Origin of the sequence: Streptococcus sp. HPH0090 (assembly GCF_000411475.1) — a bacterium.
In the GTDB taxonomy this organism is placed as follows: Bacteria; Bacillota; Bacilli; order Lactobacillales; family Streptococcaceae; genus Streptococcus.
Window position 1 is genome coordinate 707,539 of the sequence record NZ_KE150464.1, and the last position, 15,270, is coordinate 722,808.

Annotated in this window: 16 protein-coding genes; 3 read left to right on the top strand and 13 right to left on the bottom strand. The window is 33.3% G+C overall.

Annotated elements, in window-relative coordinates; translation table 11 throughout:
- From HMPREF1481_RS05460 to HMPREF1481_RS05475, 4 genes are all read right to left on the bottom strand, one after another.
- Complete coding sequence (locus tag HMPREF1481_RS05460; RefSeq protein WP_016466046.1) at positions 1 to 1,749, bottom strand: FtsK/SpoIIIE domain-containing protein; 1,749 nt, start codon at positions 1,747 to 1,749, stop codon at positions 1 to 3.
- A gap of 19 nt (positions 1,750 to 1,768) precedes the next feature.
- A complete protein-coding gene (locus tag HMPREF1481_RS05465; RefSeq protein ID WP_016466047.1) occupies positions 1,769 to 2,194 on the bottom strand; it encodes a hypothetical protein in 426 nt (141 codons plus the stop codon).
- Positions 2,195 to 2,213: 19 nt separating this feature from the next.
- Positions 2,214 to 2,522 (bottom strand): hypothetical protein, encoded by a 309-nt coding sequence (locus HMPREF1481_RS05470; protein ID WP_016466048.1) that lies wholly within the window; start codon positions 2,520 to 2,522, stop codon positions 2,214 to 2,216.
- A gap of 87 nt (positions 2,523 to 2,609) precedes the next feature.
- Positions 2,610 to 4,382: an LPXTG cell wall anchor domain-containing protein gene (locus tag HMPREF1481_RS05475; protein ID WP_016466049.1), complete on the bottom strand. Its 1,773-nt coding sequence runs from the start codon at positions 4,380 to 4,382 to the stop codon at positions 2,610 to 2,612.
- A 1,688-nt stretch (positions 4,383 to 6,070) separates the two neighbouring features.
- Here HMPREF1481_RS05475 and HMPREF1481_RS05480 point away from each other — a divergent pair.
- A complete protein-coding gene (locus HMPREF1481_RS05480) occupies positions 6,071 to 6,298 on the top strand; it encodes a hypothetical protein (RefSeq protein WP_016466051.1) in 228 nt (75 codons plus the stop codon).
- On the opposite strand, the gene HMPREF1481_RS05485 is transcribed toward HMPREF1481_RS05480, so the two are convergent.
- Positions 6,282 to 6,563 carry a hypothetical protein gene (locus HMPREF1481_RS05485; protein WP_016466052.1) on the bottom strand — a complete coding sequence of 94 codons (282 nt, stop codon included), beginning with the start codon at positions 6,561 to 6,563 and terminating at the stop codon, positions 6,282 to 6,284. The two genes, HMPREF1481_RS05480 and HMPREF1481_RS05485, sit on opposite strands and share 17 nt — an antisense overlap.
- Before the next feature lie 171 nt (positions 6,564 to 6,734).
- Here HMPREF1481_RS05485 and HMPREF1481_RS05490 point away from each other — a divergent pair, with 171 nt between their 5' ends.
- Both HMPREF1481_RS05490 and HMPREF1481_RS05495 read left to right on the top strand, forming a co-directional pair.
- Positions 6,735 to 7,073 (top strand): helix-turn-helix domain-containing protein, encoded by a 339-nt coding sequence (locus HMPREF1481_RS05490; RefSeq protein WP_016466053.1) that lies wholly within the window; start codon positions 6,735 to 6,737, stop codon positions 7,071 to 7,073.
- Positions 7,074 to 7,075: 2 nt separating this feature from the next.
- The gene (locus tag HMPREF1481_RS05495) at positions 7,076 to 7,501 is read left to right on the top strand and encodes an ImmA/IrrE family metallo-endopeptidase (protein WP_016466054.1); all 426 of its coding nucleotides are present in this window, start codon (positions 7,076 to 7,078) and stop codon (positions 7,499 to 7,501) included.
- Between the two features lie 17 nt (positions 7,502 to 7,518).
- Here the strand turns inward: HMPREF1481_RS05495 and HMPREF1481_RS05500 are convergent, their stop codons facing one another.
- The 8 genes from HMPREF1481_RS05500 to HMPREF1481_RS05535 form a co-directional block, all read right to left on the bottom strand.
- Positions 7,519 to 7,800 carry a hypothetical protein gene (locus tag HMPREF1481_RS05500; protein WP_016466055.1) on the bottom strand — a complete coding sequence of 94 codons (282 nt, stop codon included), beginning with the start codon at positions 7,798 to 7,800 and terminating at the stop codon, positions 7,519 to 7,521.
- A 13-nt stretch (positions 7,801 to 7,813) separates the two neighbouring features.
- Positions 7,814 to 8,101: a type II toxin-antitoxin system mRNA interferase toxin, RelE/StbE family gene (locus HMPREF1481_RS05505; protein ID WP_016466056.1), complete on the bottom strand. Its 288-nt coding sequence runs from the start codon at positions 8,099 to 8,101 to the stop codon at positions 7,814 to 7,816.
- The gene (locus HMPREF1481_RS05510) at positions 8,088 to 8,429 is read right to left on the bottom strand and encodes a type II toxin-antitoxin system RelB/DinJ family antitoxin (RefSeq protein WP_016466057.1); all 342 of its coding nucleotides are present in this window, start codon (positions 8,427 to 8,429) and stop codon (positions 8,088 to 8,090) included. The genes HMPREF1481_RS05505 and HMPREF1481_RS05510 overlap by 14 nt, the downstream gene beginning before the upstream one ends.
- A 182-nt stretch (positions 8,430 to 8,611) precedes the next feature.
- On the bottom strand, positions 8,612 to 9,505 hold the full coding sequence (locus HMPREF1481_RS05515) for a hypothetical protein (protein ID WP_016466058.1): 894 nt from the start codon (positions 9,503 to 9,505) through the stop codon (positions 8,612 to 8,614).
- A gap of 94 nt (positions 9,506 to 9,599) precedes the next feature.
- Positions 9,600 to 9,776: a 30S ribosomal protein S21 gene (gene rpsU, locus HMPREF1481_RS05520; RefSeq protein WP_000048054.1), complete on the bottom strand. Its 177-nt coding sequence runs from the start codon at positions 9,774 to 9,776 to the stop codon at positions 9,600 to 9,602.
- 150 nt (positions 9,777 to 9,926) lie between these two features.
- The gene (locus tag HMPREF1481_RS05525; protein ID WP_016466059.1) at positions 9,927 to 11,600 is read right to left on the bottom strand and encodes an LPXTG cell wall anchor domain-containing protein; all 1,674 of its coding nucleotides are present in this window, start codon (positions 11,598 to 11,600) and stop codon (positions 9,927 to 9,929) included.
- A 270-nt stretch (positions 11,601 to 11,870) separates the two neighbouring features.
- A complete protein-coding gene (locus HMPREF1481_RS05530; RefSeq protein WP_016466060.1) occupies positions 11,871 to 12,578 on the bottom strand; it encodes a glucosamine-6-phosphate deaminase in 708 nt (235 codons plus the stop codon).
- A 169-nt stretch (positions 12,579 to 12,747) separates the two neighbouring features.
- Positions 12,748 to 15,240, bottom strand: a complete 2,493-nt coding sequence (locus HMPREF1481_RS05535) for a GbpC/Spa domain-containing protein (RefSeq protein ID WP_016466061.1) — start codon at positions 15,238 to 15,240, stop codon at positions 12,748 to 12,750.
- Positions 15,241 to 15,270: the final 30 nt, after the last annotated feature.

Below are 15,270 nucleotides of genomic sequence, written 5' to 3' on the forward strand. Positions count from 1 at the left end.
TCACAAATAATCATCAAAAGGGAAATCATCAATAATTTCACTCCAATTTTGATTAGTGTTTTCTTTCAATTCAAACAAATCTTTGACCAAGACCATCTGTTTTTTATCTAAATATAAAATACCATCTTTTCTGATCAATTCTAGCTTATCTTTTTCTTCCAGCTTCTTCATAAGATTCTGAACCGAAGCAAAACTATTATTGATCGTCCTAGAAAAATCACTAGCCTTTTTTAGATCACCAAGATTTTCTTCTTCTTTTTGTTTACTAGCAAACAGCTCTTGAACCAATTCAGGATTGGCCTTTTTAACTGTTCCTTTTTCAAGTTCTTGTTTAGCTTCCATTTCTTCCTGTAATGCTTGTTTTTCTTCTTCAGTCAATTCAGCAGATGGATTTTCAAGAGGATTGAAAGGATTTTCCCTTCTTTCAACCTTACTAAATTCATCAGTAAATGAGAATCCATTCTCAAATAGTGGTGAATAAAATTCCCTTGCTACTTCTCCATATACTGAAGCATAACCACGACCATAAACACGCTTACCAGCAAGATATTTCACATACTTAAATTCCTTGTTTCTATTGACTTCACCAAAGGCAAGATCATATCCAACTTCATCTAACCTACCAACAGATACACGGAAGTTAATATTAGCTTGTAATTTTGAACCTAAATCCTCCCTTGAAGGCTTCTGCATAGCTATTGTCGCAAAGCACCCAGCTTGCCTTCCAAGAAGCAGGAATTGACCCATAGCATTGTCTAGGCGCTGTCTAGTTTGAAAGTCTAACATAGCGCACAAGGCGTTATATTCATCACAAACTAGGAAATAAGGCTCTAAACCGTACTCATAGAATTTTTTCAAATCCTTATCGCCATTTTCTTCACGTTTTTTACGCATATAAGAATAACGAGCAAACATGATCACGACTGCTCTTTCAATCATAGATACAATATCTTCTACTTGATATGAAATACGACCTTCAAAAGCCTTCTGTTCAGCCATAGTCACAAAGTCAGCTTGTTTTGGATCACAAATATCCACTACTCCAACTTTCGACATAGCAAGAATCAATGTTCTTAAAAGTACAGTTTTACCTCCACCAGTACCACCACAGACCAACATATGAGGATCGTCAACAGGATTCCAATAAAGATTCTTCATCAGTTGAATACCCTTATCAGAATAGTTGACATCAGTTACCTTAATACGATTCAAGAAAGCAGAGTAGGCGAGTTTATAAGTCTTAAACTTAATATCGTCCTGAACCTCCATAAAGTCCATAAAGAACGTTGTTTCTAACTCACTACCAATCTTCTTAAACTTCTCTTGAAACTTGTTACCAGCCATTTTAAAGGCTACATCAAGATCATAGCGATTCTGCTTCAAATAAACAGGAGGAAACGCTATTTTATCAATAGTACCTGATTCACGCTTAACCTTCTTCGTATAGGTATAGCCATTCTCCTTCAAAAAGAAAGCCAATTTTGCTAGTCTTTCTAGCTTTTGAAAGAAAAAGATTCTTTCTTGTGACAACCATGTAAGATAAATACTTAAAACAACAACTACTATCAACAGGCTCACAGAAATAATAATAGCTGGTATATCTAAATTTTTAATTTTTTCAAAGTTTAAATAACCATAAATTACAAGCACAGGTGCTAACAACAAAAAGAAAAAAGAAAAGATAAAGTATCTAAGATTCACCATATAAGGCTTCACCTTAATTCCCCTGTATGCAGGAAACAAACCCATATCTTTTCTCCTTTACAAACTAGCCTTTATGCTCTTGTTTTTGCTCTTGCTTCTGCTCTTGTTTAGGTTGTGGAGTTGCACCAGCACCAACACGCTTAACGTTTTCAGCACGCAATGAGAAGGCGAGCGCCTTAATTTCTGACACATTGTTATTGCCACGATATACTGTATCTTCATAATCATAGATCCAAATTGTCGCTTGACCAACAATTTCAACTTCAGACATGAACGGAATTTCATCTACTGAAATACCTTCTTCCAACTTGATCGCAATAGTTTCTTGCATTTTATCAGAGAAAACTTCGGCATGAGTAGGATATTCAACAGGCTCACCATCTACCATTTTCCAGTTCTCATCAAAACCTAAGAAAGTAAGCGTACCGAATTTTTCCTTCACGTTTACAGGAATTTCTGCATTGTTAAATTTACGAATATTAAAAGCCATTTTTTATTTCTCCTTTTTATTATTTTTCAAAACGAATTTCACTTGCTTCAAATTGGACTTCTTCTTTTCGACCAACCAAGCGAGTTACAAAATTAAGTCCTGATACAGACTTAACAATAGTCAAGCCTTTAGCTTTAGGAGTATCAGAATTATTTACTCCATAAACACGAACAATCACGCTATTTTGTTGATCACCTGACAATTCAAACTCACGGAAAGGAACGAAATTTTCTCCGTTACCAGTCACAACTTCACGAAATTTTGGATTTACAACTACTTTTGATCCAATCGCTTCCAACCCAACAGGGATTTTTTTAATTTTTGCCATTTTTTATACCTCTTTATTATATTTTTTCTTATTTTTTTAAAATCAAAAAGGGCGATTGTCCTGTTTTAATCGCCCTTAACAAATACATTAGTCCTCTTTACGTTTAAGACCAGCAAGACCAAGCATAGTTCCCACAACACCTACTACACCAGCAAGACCAAGTGATGATTCAGCAGTACCAGTATTAGGCAATTCAGGCTTATGCTCTTGTGGTTTTTCAGGAGTTACAGGAACTTCTTTAACGTAAGCCTTATGATATTCTACTTCCACTTGTTTTTCTTCAGGAACAGGAACATACGGTTTAATTTGCACATATGCTTTAGGAGTGTATTTTGGATCATTGTATTTCTCAATAGAGATAGGCTCTTGCTTAACTTCTTTTTGAGAAGCACGACCAAACAAACCACCTACAATAGAATAGCTTGTATCAGAAGTGTTTGAGTGAATAAAGGTAAAGTTAATCTTTTGACCTTTAGCAAATGACCAGCCAATACCATTAGAATCAAGCACGCCTGCTGTACTTTGACTTTGCGCAGAATCATTCGCAGTGAATGAGTTTCCACTTTGTGTAATGTTAGCACCAGTTGTTACTTTAGCACCATCAAGTTTAGACACATCAATGACTTGATTGCTGTCAACATCATTTACGGTTACTTCACTTACATTATTAGAATCTGTTTCAACTCCAACAGTCACCATTTTCACCCAGCCTTGACGATCATTAAGGTAAGCACCTGAAGCGCCCCCTCCACCTTGACCATCAACACCACCTCCACCGTTTGCCTCACCAGCACCAGCAGAGATAAAGACACCATAACCAATTCCACCATCTTCACCTGCCCATAGAGCAACATAAGAACGAATGAATCCTGATTCAGCAGATGGAGTAATATCACTAAATGTTAAAGTGACATCACCATTAGAAGTGTTTTTAACTTTAATTTTGATTGATCCACTCTTATCATCAAGAAGGAACACATTATCAAAGTTTGCATCAAGGTTAGTATTGCGTGCATAACCTTGAATTACATTAGCTGTATAAGCAGGAGGAGTGACTTTAGAACCACCTGAAACAACTTCAAAAGTTGTACTTGCAGTTGCAGTCAATCCTGTTTGAATTGACTTGATCACTTTACCAGCGTTATCCTTATTCCATTGATCAACAGCTTTTTTATCTTGCGCATAGTTACCACTAAATTTCAAGCCGACTTTTTCCATGATAGCTTTGTCTTTAGCTTTGATTTTTTCAGCTTCCAGCTTGTCTTTTTTAAACTTCGCTTCGTTAGCTTCGTTTTCTTTCTTCGCTTGCGCATTGTAACCATCAACAGTTTTCTTATCTTTTGGATAATCACCTGTATGTTTCAAGCCGACTTTTTCCATAGCAGATTTATTGTCAGCATTGATTTTGCTGTTTTTTGCTTCAGCTTCCTTAATTTCTTTGATATTTTGCTCTTTTTCAGCAGTTTTCTTATCAATTTCCTTAACTTGCTTCGCTTCATCTTCTTTTGCTTCAGCTTCAGTATCATAGCCAACTTTTTCTGTTTCAGTTACCTTAATACCAACACTTTTAGCTTTTTCAACAGCAGAATCAAGATCAGGTGATTCAACAGGTTTAACTGTTTCTTCTACTTTAGCTTCAGCCTTTTGATCAGCTTTAGCTTCTGTTTTAGGTGCTTCAGTAGGTGAAACAGGTTTAGCAACTTCAGTAGTTGCAGGAGTTGTAGGCTTAACTTCATCAGCAGATACATTGTTTCCACCAAAAGCAACCATCAACATAGCAAGCGCAAGGATAACTCCACAAGCACCAAATTTTGTTTTACGGATTGAACCGAAAGCCTTATATTCATTAGATTTAAACATTAATTTTTTTCTCCTTTTTCTTTTTTTATTTTTAAATAATGTTTTTTTCTTTTTCGATCTCATTCATTAGATGGTGAACGTGACCGTCTAAAAATACCTAGTAACATAACTTCTCCTTTTTCTCAAAAATAAAAAAGCCGATATAAACCGACTTACTACAACAACTATTTAATGAAACTCAATAATTTCTCCTGTTTCTAAGAAATGATTATAAGTACGATCAATACGATTTTCAATCTTACGGTAAAATGTATTCGTTAATTGCCCCATACTATACAATCTTCTATACAAATCTTCACAACATTTTTTTGACGATACATAAACATCAGCGCCCCTTTTTACATGAGCATAAATTTTTAGATTCCAGCAGAACCTACTATATATTCGCAGGTATTCCCTACGAATCCATTCTTCTGAATATGTTCTTACATCATCTTCTCCCTTCCACTCAATAGATACGATCTTAACACACCTCTTTCAATTATCTTAATTCCTATCACGATCTATTAGATAAAAACCAAAACTTCCAATTACTAGAATAAACAAATACGATACAAAACCAAATAGATCATTATTAAGAATCATCACAAATAAAACACAGAATACCAAATTCATCATCAACACACTTAAAAATTTCAAACAAACTATCAATAATTCCAAATGATATTCTAACAAAAATAAAATTCCTTTTTTCAGGAAAAGAATATAACCTTCTAAAATTTCTCTTATATAAATACCCTCTTTCTTTCTATTGTTAATTCACATAAAAGAATAGTAACTATTCTCTTGTGAAAACTAACAATAAATTTTATTGTTAATTTCCTTTTTGAGTAAAAATAAAAAGGCTTATATTTCAAAGCCTTTTCTTGTTACTCTTTTTTGTGTATGCTCTTATCTTCGCACACTTTCAGCTTTATAGCTTACTACCTTCGCCACGGTCACAGATTTAAGGATAACTCAATACCCCCTCTTCCTTACCCTAAGGCATTAGCAAGACTTTCATCTTACACACCGACCATACGATATAGCCTCACTATCTCACTCTAGCTACCTCTACAAAGTATCATTGACTGCACCACAGCCGTCAGTTCCCTTTTCTTATCTTTTAAGGCAAAAGGACGAAAAACCCAACATGGTCAATAATGACTAATAGATATAGTTTACGGAATCTAGCTAGATTTTTAAGAATTTACGTTCTGTTTTTGACTGGATATTGTCTAAAACATCTTTCTTGCATTTTTTACTAGAACGGCAAAACCTAATTGGAATAGAAAATTAGCAGAGGTTCTCCAACAAGATACAAATATAAAAAATATTCTCAAACGTGTTTTTTCTCATTGTATTTAATATCGTGAACTCACTATTTTCACTTAAAGAAGTAGCACTTGAAAGCTCTCAATTTGATATTCCAAAGAAAATTCAAGTAGATTTTTCAAAAGCTAGACTCCACAAACTACATCTACTATCAGACCAACTTGACATTTTACCATTTTTCACTTATAATTAAATTGCTACATTTAATACTCGTGTTAGTCAGTGTATATCAAAGTCATTGCCTGACACGTTTTTTATTTAATTTTCAAAGAACAAACTATTAAACTTTTTTTCGTTTTAATAGTTCTTTAGTATAAGCAAAAGACTATTGTTTATACTAAACAACCACTAAATTAAATAAAAGGATAATTATTATGGCTAAAAGTAGACACCCTTACGTTTTGCAGGGAAACCATCTTAAAGATGATTTTAACTCCCACAACAGAAATTGTTACCAAGATAACAACAAAATTACAAAAAGAAAATATGATAAAGTTAAAAATATGAACAAATCATTGAAACATCACTCAAAAGGAAAAATAACTTTATCAATTCCAATCCGTAAAGGCAATGAAATTATCTATCCTAATCAAACAGAATAGTTTCTAAATCACTATAATCTTCCGATGAAATTTCATTGATCTCTTCGTCCATCTTCAATAAGACCTTACCAAGTGCTTGACGATACATCAATGAAACTCGCTCAATATCACTTAAACAAATTTCAGAAAATCCTTGCATATCATATTTACTTTTAAGTGTCTCAACCATTTCAAGATTATCTTCGCAAATTCTTGAAATATCTGAAATAAATGAGAACATTTGTAACTTTGTCTTTTCTTTATTTGTAAATGCTGAATTACTCATTTCATCTCCAAAGATATTTTAAAATTATCATTTTCATAAAATGTTATGATTGAGTAAAGTTTTTATTTAATCATAACTAATTATCTCATTGAGATACTTATATTATATCTCATTGAGATTTATTTGTCAACACTTTTTTTATTTTTTTTAAATTTCTAGAAAGATTTTTTTATGATACCTGATAGATTAAAAAAACTACGAAAACAAGCTGGTTTAACACAAAAACAAATAGCCGAAAAAATTCAAGTAGGACAAAACTCTTATTCAAATTGGGAAAAAGGAAATAGAACACCTATTCAACCTACAATAGATAAATTGGCTGAAATTTTAAATACATCTTCCGAATATTTAACAGGTATTACTGACGATCCAACTTGCATAAAGATTTCTGAAACAGACCTTGATACTGCTATTGACAATTCAGTTGCCTATGATGGTACACCTATCACAGATCACGATAGAGAAATTATAAAGAACTATCTAAACGAATACTTTTCAAATAAGAAATAACTATGAATCTAAACAAAGTTATAAAAGAGATTGAACACCTAAACTGTAAGGTGATCATTCTTAAAGACCTATCCACTAAAGGAAGATACGTTCTAGCAAAGAATAAACACTTCATCTTTCTTCGAGCCGATACATCAGAAATCGAGAAAATAAACGTTCTACTACATGAGAAACACCATCTAATCAATGATGATTGTAACAACTCACTATCTCAAATAGATACCTTCAAAGAACATATAGAAAATACTAGCGAAAAAGGACGAATCCTTGATTTTATGAGTTTAGTGAACAGCGAATATCCAATAGATGATAGTTTCAATTATCAGAACTATCTCAAAAATGCTGATATTCCTTCAAAATATGAAAACTATGTTAAAGAAATAGCAACACAATTTTATAATGAAAACAAAAAAAATAACACTATCTAATGATAGTGTTTTTTAATTTACTGTAAATAAACTATCCCACAAAATTCACCATTACAATCTAGAAATAGTTCATTCCTCTTGCTAGCTAAAAATCCAGTTCCTGCTTTACTAAAACGAAATTGAACAAAATAAAGTTCTAAATCACCTTCATATTCAACTTCCGTATCAAAGCTTTCCCCTGTTTCCAATTCATCTAAATAATCAGAATAATCATTAAGAAAATCCCTTACAAAATAATTCAATTTTGGAATCATCTTTTTAGGTACAGTTGTCTGATAACGTATTTCTTGAATTTCCATTTTCTATCTCCTATTAAAATAAATCAGAATGAGTTCCAATTCGTTCAAAAACTACATGTGTTCCCCGTTCTAAATAATAATAAATCATAAGTAAATCTGATTTTCTACCACCAATATGTATTTCCCATAATTTTGGAATCCTTTTTCTAGGCTCTAAAATATGCTTTTTATACTCATAACCTAATTCTTCATTATTAATAATCTTTTTAACTGCTTCATTGATTGGAGTTATATCTACTCCACGTTTAATAATTTTAGATAAATCCTTATTATATCTATTCGAAAACTCATAACTCAGCATTTTCTTTCACCATTCTTTCAAAGTATTCATCAACACTTTCATTACATTTTGATATTCCATGTTCTTCATATTTCTTCATACTTTCTTTAAAAGAATTTTGAGTTACTTCATTATATTCATCTAAATTTCTTGTCCTAATATAATCTCCATTACTTAAATCAAACTCATAATCTTTATCCAATTTTAAATCAAAAGGAATACTTCTAGTTAGTACACTTTGCTTCAAAAACAATTTTACAGCAGTTGACATATCTAGCCCAAGTTCATTAAATATTTCAGTTGCTTCTTTTTTCAAATCATCATCTACTCTTACAGCAATTTGTGACATATCAATTCTCCTTTTTTTCTTGTATATCTATTGTATCACTTTTAGACAGACAATTCAAATTTTTATATTCATTAAACACAAAATAAAATAGATCAGCTATCTGATCCACTTAATTTTATATTCAATTTATTTTTTGGTCAAATTTTGGTCAAGTTTTGGTCAAAAAATCAAAATATACTATCCTATTTTAAAAAACTAAATTGTGATGATTGCCTGTAAATAAACACATTAAATATTCTTTGTATTTCTTTGCACTTCTTAAAATGCCGTGGATAGACATAGAACTGTTGTCCTTGTGGAAACTGATTTTGAACTTGCCATTTTTCAAAATCTTGCAGAAAAGTCTTATGAGACGGCATATTAACTGCTTCGAACATAGAATGATCAAAATATTTCACCAAGCGATAAAGACCATGAACTTCATCAGCAAAACATTTATCTATCTTTTCAAAGGGATAACCCCGTCTCTGATAAGCTAGGCATAAGTTTTGTAAGTCTTGGCTTATCCCAGCTGTGTCTTTTTTTGCCAAGTGTATGAAGTAACGAACAGAAAATTCTTCCATACCTGTTCGTTTTTTCTTCTCTAGAAACTGTTGTGCCAATATAAGAGACTCTGATAATCTGTCTTCATCTTGATAATAAAGAGCGTATAAAAGATTGATGACATTTTGGGGATAATAGATTCCTTTCAGTAAAGGCAAGTCTTTTGGTATAAAAGATGGAATGACTGAAAAATCGTTACAAGCAAAAGAGGTAAATAAGCCTCTCAAAATACCATCAGTATAGATTGTACCACTAGCAAGCAAACCGCCTCTAATCAATTCTTCTCTTCCTATTTGCCACAAAGCATTATTTAATTGTTTATAATCTCCGTCTAGAAAAGCTGTATAGTATGCAAAATATTTAATATCATCTAGCAATAAACTACTGTACAACTTTGTCCTTAAAACCTTATCAGACGATACTTTTGAATCCTTCAAATACTTTTGAAAAATTCTTTGATTAGACTCTTCAAATTCCTCCCAGTTTATTGGAACAGAATAATAACCCCAATCATTAAAACGATCTTCTCGCATCTTTTGATATTCTTTTATATACTCTCTCGTGAGAACCTCTTATTCTTAAACAATGTGCAAAAAAAGACTAGACAAGTCTAGTCTTTCATTTTAATTAGAATTTTTTACGTTTACGAGCTGCTTCTGATTTACGTTTACGTTTTACAGAAGGTTTTTCATAGAATTCACGTTTGCGTGTTTCTTGAAGAGTACCAGCTTTAGTAACCGCACGTTTGAAACGACGAAGTGCATCGTCAAGAGATTCATTCTTACGTACTACTGTTTTAGACATTATTTTCACTCCCTTCAAGTTCAAGATCTATTCTATTTTACATGGATTGATAAAAATTGTCAAGAAAAAATAGTGCATTTCATTATTTTTCATTGACATAAAAAAAGGACCCTAAAGTCCTTTTTATTAACTATCTTTTTCTAAACTCAATTATTTAGAAAATTTCTTTTTCATAACGAGAGTACCTGCCAAGATAGATACACCAGCAATAACTAATGCAATACCTGTAGACTCACCAGTATTTGGAAGACTTGGTTTGTCTTCTGTAGTAGTGGTTTCAGATACTTCTGGTTTTGAAGTTGTTGAAGTCGTCTTTGGCACTTCTGTTGTTGAAGTTGTTGTTGAAGCTTCTGTTGTTGTTGAAGTTGTCGTTGGCTCTTCTGTCGTTGTTGTTGAAGTTGTCGTTGGCTCTTCTGTCGTTGTTGTTGAAGTCGTTGTTGGAGCTTCTGTCGTTGTTGTTGTGGTTGTCGTCGGAGCTTCCGTCGTTGTTGTCGAAGTTGTCGTCGGAGCTTCTGTTGTTGTTGAAGTTGTCGTTGTTGTGGTTTGTTCTTTTGGATTGACAATTGTTTTCGTAACTGACTTATCAGTTCCAAAATCTGTTACATTCACTTCCGTGTCTGCTGTATTTATCACATATCCCTTTGGTGCTTCCACCTCAGTTAGGATATACTTATCTTTCAAAAGGCCAGTTACTGTAATTTTACCTTCAGCATCTGTAACATACTCACCAATAACTTGATTGTTAGCTTGTCTTACAACCTTAAATTTAGCGCCAGCTACCGGTTGGTTTTCATTATCAACTTTATGGATATTTATCGTGAAGACATATCCAATCCCTGAACCACCAGATACTTGAACTACAGTTGATTGTACAACCTCTTTAATAGTTGTACCTTTACCTTTTAAGACAGCGTCATTATTCAAGATTTCGCCATCTGCTGGTGAATAATTAGCTTGAACATTATATTCAATGCGGTACTGGTCATTTTCTGTAATATCACCAAGTTTAATAACAAATGACTGACCATCTTCACTCACTGTAATGGTATGTTGGTCTGTTACATCTGTTCTATCTGTAAATTCCCATAGACCGTTCACATAGTTAAATTTACCTTTGATGATACGAATACTATCTTTGATATAAGATGCATTAGAAAACTTCAATGTATCTTCTACCGTTGCATCTTGAAGGCTTTCTTTGGTACGGTTAATTGAAATCGTGTAAGAAAGTGTTTTTTGGTCTTCACTACTTACCCATCCAGTTTTATTGATTAATTCAGGATTTCCATCTCCAACACCAGTAAAGTTAACCTTACCAACGACTCGTGTTTTCCCATTAATAGTAACTTCGATAGGGATTTCTCCTTTTTCAGGGTGCTTTTGGAAATCCACTCGAGTATAGACAAAGAAAGACCCGCTTGTATCAGAGTGCTTTTCTACATAATCCGTATACGTTAATACGATATGTTTTTTTGTTTCGTCAATCTTAGCATTCGCAATGACCTCATTTGTTTTTTCATCACGAATTTCAAAGTTTTCTGATTCGATATATAAAGCATCTGACAAATCAACAACTGTGGTATCACCGGCTTTAACATCTTTGTCTGTCAAATCATAAGTTGCGTTAAGCCTAAATGTAACCCACTGTTCCAAATCTTTCTCAAGATCACCGCCTGAATTATTTGCAATATCTAATGACGTAATGGCATCAATAGTCTTACTACTCGCTGCATTTTCTGCAAAAGCTTTGTTCAAGCTAAGAGAAAAAATGATCGTAAATAAGCAAATAATGAACGAAAAAAATGCTATTTTTTTCTTATTCACCTTAAGTTGTCTCCTTAAATTTAATTGTTTAGACGTTAAACGATTTCAGTATACCAGTATTTTTTACCAAAGTCTAGTTTTATTCTTAAAATAGTTTGAAATATATTTATAAAAAATATTTTTTATAATTTTTATGTTTGCTAGGTATTACTTTTTTATAATTCATTCAATCCTGGCTGTTAGATTTTTTTATTTTTACTAATCAAACATCAATATAAAATAAAAAGACCAATCAAAGTATGCTATTGATTGGTCTATATAAATGTCAACTTATTTCTTTAATAAACTAAGCGCTTCTGCATCCGCAATAATAGTCACATCCGGATGATTTTGTAAACTACTTGCTGGTAGATTTTCAGTCACTGGACCTTCAACAGTTCCGGCAATCGCTTCTGCTTTTGAGGGACCATAAGCAAATAGAACAATAGACTTAGCATCTAAAATATTTTTGATTCCCATTGAGATAGCTTGTGTTGGGACGTCTTCGATTTTATCAAAGAAACGAGAATTAGCTTCAATCGTAGACTGATCAAGATCTACAAGGTGTGTTTGGCTGTCAAAGGAAGTTCCTGGTTCGTTAAATCCAATGTGACCATTACGACCAATTCCCAAAATTTGTAAATCAACTGGATGATCTGCAAGAATTTGATTATAGCGTTCTACTTCTTCTTCTGCATTGTCTTTAACTCCCCGAGGCAAAAAGCTTTCTTTAAATGGCTTTTTATTGAACAGATGTTCTTGCATGAAATAACGATAAGATTGAGGATTATCTCCATCTAATCCTACATATTCGTCCAAGTTGACACTTGTAAGGTTTGAAAAATCAAGGTCACTCTCAACGATTTCTCTGTAGAACTCAAGCGGGCTACTACCTGTTGCAAGCCCTAATGTTTGAGCACCATTTGCTAGCTTTTCTTTTAAAATTTCAAAAGCTACTTTCCCACCTTCTTCAGGATTTTTTACTTGAATAACTTTCATAATTGTTCCTCCACATTTCTTTATTTTATTATATGGTATAGACCAATTTTTGTCAAGTGAAAACGGTTTAATATTTTAAATTTTAATAAGCAAAATTTCATAAAAAAAAAAAAAAAAAAAAAGAGAAAAACTAATTAGTCTTCTCTTTTTAAATAATTCTTAGATTAAATTAATCTTCTTTTTTCTTTCGTGACAAAGCATAACCTGCTGTAGCTAAACCAACAAGTGCTGAATATGTCATGAATGATTGATCAGCTGAACCAGTATTTGGCAAGTTTTTCTTAGCTGGTTCTGGTTTAATAGCTTGTGAAGTTTCTTCTGATTTTTTGACTACCACATTTTTGTGCCATTCAATAACTGGCTTTTCTACTTCTTTTTTAACTGGATCTTTCAGCAACTCTGGATCTTGTGGTTTAATTGGTTGACTTGGGAGAACAGGTACAGCTTTGTACTCTGGCTTGCTAGGTGGAATTGGGTTTTCTTTAACAATCGGTACTTCAAGTAACTCTGGCTTTTCAGGTTTTACAGGAGGAGTTGGCTCAGTTGGTTTAACTGGTTCCTCACCTGGGTCTTGAGGGAAGGCAACATTTGTTTGAATTGAAAACCAATAAAGTGTCGCTTCTCCTGTTGCATTTGCACCTTTTACGATAAATTCAAGATGATTATTTTTTAAAAGAACAGCACCACCACCATAGTAGAGGTAAGGACTCTTTGGATCATCCCAACCCTTAGTCTCACTTGAAGAATCAGCATTAAAGGTAGCTCCTTGAGACATGTATTGATTTTGATCTTTTGAATAGACTAATTTTGTAGATGCATCCTGATCAACACTTGAATTTGGTAGTTTAATAAATTCATTGTCACCAATATTTACATACTCAATGTGAGGTGTATTTTGGTGTTTCATCTTAGGTGTGTATCGCAAAACACCTGATGTAGCATCTACTGTGTAGCTACCGATAACATCTGATTGATTGTTAAATGTGTAGTCCTCGGTCCCAACTGAATGACCATTACCACCACCAGAAGCATTTACTGTTGTTTCGTCAACTACAGTTTCTTCAGTAACTTTAAAGGCATCATCCACCCATGTCGCTTTTTGTGCAACAATTTTCAACGGATTGCTTGCATCGATATAGACTTCTGCACTACCAAAGTCAGCTTTACCACTTTTGACAACAACATCTGCTCCATCAAGTGTTGGATTGCTTCCGTCTGCGTATGGATCCCAAGTTCCACGAACTGTATTTCCATCGCTATCTTTAGCTTCCACAACTAGAGCACGAGGTTTATCGTTTTCAACATAAGATGCACCATTCCAGTGGTTGAGTGAGTTAAGAGCAAGAAGTGCATTCGGATTAGTCAAGCTAAGCAATTGATTATTCTTATCATAAAACTCAATGTCCACAGCAACTATTGCAGGATTTTCAGTTTCTGTTGAACTTCCGATTGTCATTGTAACTGCTGGATCATTATAAATTTGAACAATACCTCTTCCGTCAGAAGAAGGAAGACTTTTTACCTCGTATTTGTATACGACTTTAGCAATTGGTATTTCTTTATTTCCATAAGTTATTTTCGCTTGGGTTAAACCATTGTATGTTACATCGAATTTATCTCCGACTTTTACAACTGCCCACTCAATTTCGTTATTAGCATATGGGTTTGTTGTTGTTAAATCAGAATCTTTTAAATTCTTAGTTTCATACATTTTGGTTGCTTTCCCATCACCATACATACGAGATTGACCTTCTCTTGTCAAGTAGGTTGTTAATCCAGTTATTTGGTGTGTGATTTTTGTCGTTTCTCCTTCAGCAAGTTCTTCAGGAAGAAGAGTCAAATCTTGTTTGTATTTTTCGGGATTTCCACCACGTTCAGCAACCATTTTATTGAAAGCTTCTTTGGCATCATCATATTGTGCTTTCTTCTTATTATAAACTTCAAGTTCAATCAAGTAAGCAGCTTGTGCTTCATCATATGCAGCTTTCTTAGTTTTGTACTCCGCCATTTTAGCTTCATATTCTTCTTGAGCTAATTTGTTGCTGTTAGTAGCTTCCTGATTCGCCTTCACAGATGCATTGTATGCTGCTAAGGCTTTATTATATTCCTCAAGTTTCTTTTCATAAGCAGCACGTGTTTCTGCATTACTTTCTTCTACCGCTGCTTTTTCAGTCAAAGCTTTCTCATAAGCAACTAACTGTTCATTGTATGAATTAAGTTCTTTCTCATAGTTTACTTGTGCAGTAGCATTTTTACTAGCAACTTCAGCTTTTTCTTTTTCGTAAGCTACATTGTTGGCTGCGACTTGAGCTTTGTAATCAGCTACAGTTTTTTGAATATCCGTAACTTGTTTTTCGTAATCTTTTGTAGCAGATTCTTCAGAATCATGTTGTTTAGTCTCAGTTTCTTTTACTTCAAGACCTTCATTTGTTGCAACAGTTTTAGCTTTTTCCAAAGCGTCTGGAACAACAACTTCTTTCATATCTTTACTAGCTACTATTGTAGTTGAAGAGATAGGGTTAGTAGCTGATGAAGTTTCATCTGCAGATACTGATGCAATTCCTGCAGCAGTGATCACTGTCGCTACAGCAACAGATCCAAAAGCAACAGAGGTTTTTCTCAAAGCATATTTAATCTTTTTTTGACCTTTTAACGATGACATGATTATTCCTTCTTTTATTTTAAATTTAAA

Bases quoted from the DNA above. Each gene is read 5' to 3' on its own strand.
- HMPREF1481_RS05460 (WP_016466046.1), bottom strand. From the start codon at position 1,749: ATGGGTTTGTTTCCTGCATACAGGGGAATTAAGGTGAAGCCTTATATG.
- HMPREF1481_RS05465 (WP_016466047.1), bottom strand. From the start codon at position 2,194: ATGGCTTTTAATATTCGTAAATTTAACAATGCAGAAATTCCTGTAAAC.
- HMPREF1481_RS05470 (WP_016466048.1), bottom strand. From the start codon at position 2,522: ATGGCAAAAATTAAAAAAATCCCTGTTGGGTTGGAAGCGATTGGATCA.
- HMPREF1481_RS05475 (WP_016466049.1), bottom strand. From the start codon at position 4,382: ATGTTTAAATCTAATGAATATAAGGCTTTCGGTTCAATCCGTAAAACA.
- HMPREF1481_RS05480 (WP_016466051.1), top strand. From the start codon at position 6,071: ATGGCTAAAAGTAGACACCCTTACGTTTTGCAGGGAAACCATCTTAAA.
- HMPREF1481_RS05485 (WP_016466052.1), bottom strand. From the start codon at position 6,563: ATGAGTAATTCAGCATTTACAAATAAAGAAAAGACAAAGTTACAAATG.
- HMPREF1481_RS05490 (WP_016466053.1), top strand. From the start codon at position 6,735: ATGATACCTGATAGATTAAAAAAACTACGAAAACAAGCTGGTTTAACA.
- HMPREF1481_RS05495 (WP_016466054.1), top strand. From the start codon at position 7,076: ATGAATCTAAACAAAGTTATAAAAGAGATTGAACACCTAAACTGTAAG.
- HMPREF1481_RS05500 (WP_016466055.1), bottom strand. From the start codon at position 7,800: ATGGAAATTCAAGAAATACGTTATCAGACAACTGTACCTAAAAAGATG.
- HMPREF1481_RS05505 (WP_016466056.1), bottom strand. From the start codon at position 8,101: ATGCTGAGTTATGAGTTTTCGAATAGATATAATAAGGATTTATCTAAA.
- HMPREF1481_RS05510 (WP_016466057.1), bottom strand. From the start codon at position 8,429: ATGTCACAAATTGCTGTAAGAGTAGATGATGATTTGAAAAAAGAAGCA.
- HMPREF1481_RS05515 (WP_016466058.1), bottom strand. From the start codon at position 9,505: ATGCGAGAAGATCGTTTTAATGATTGGGGTTATTATTCTGTTCCAATA.
- rpsU (WP_000048054.1), bottom strand. From the start codon at position 9,776: ATGTCTAAAACAGTAGTACGTAAGAATGAATCTCTTGACGATGCACTT.
- HMPREF1481_RS05530 (WP_016466060.1), bottom strand. From the start codon at position 12,578: ATGAAAGTTATTCAAGTAAAAAATCCTGAAGAAGGTGGGAAAGTAGCT.
- HMPREF1481_RS05535 (WP_016466061.1), bottom strand. From the start codon at position 15,240: ATGTCATCGTTAAAAGGTCAAAAAAAGATTAAATATGCTTTGAGAAAA.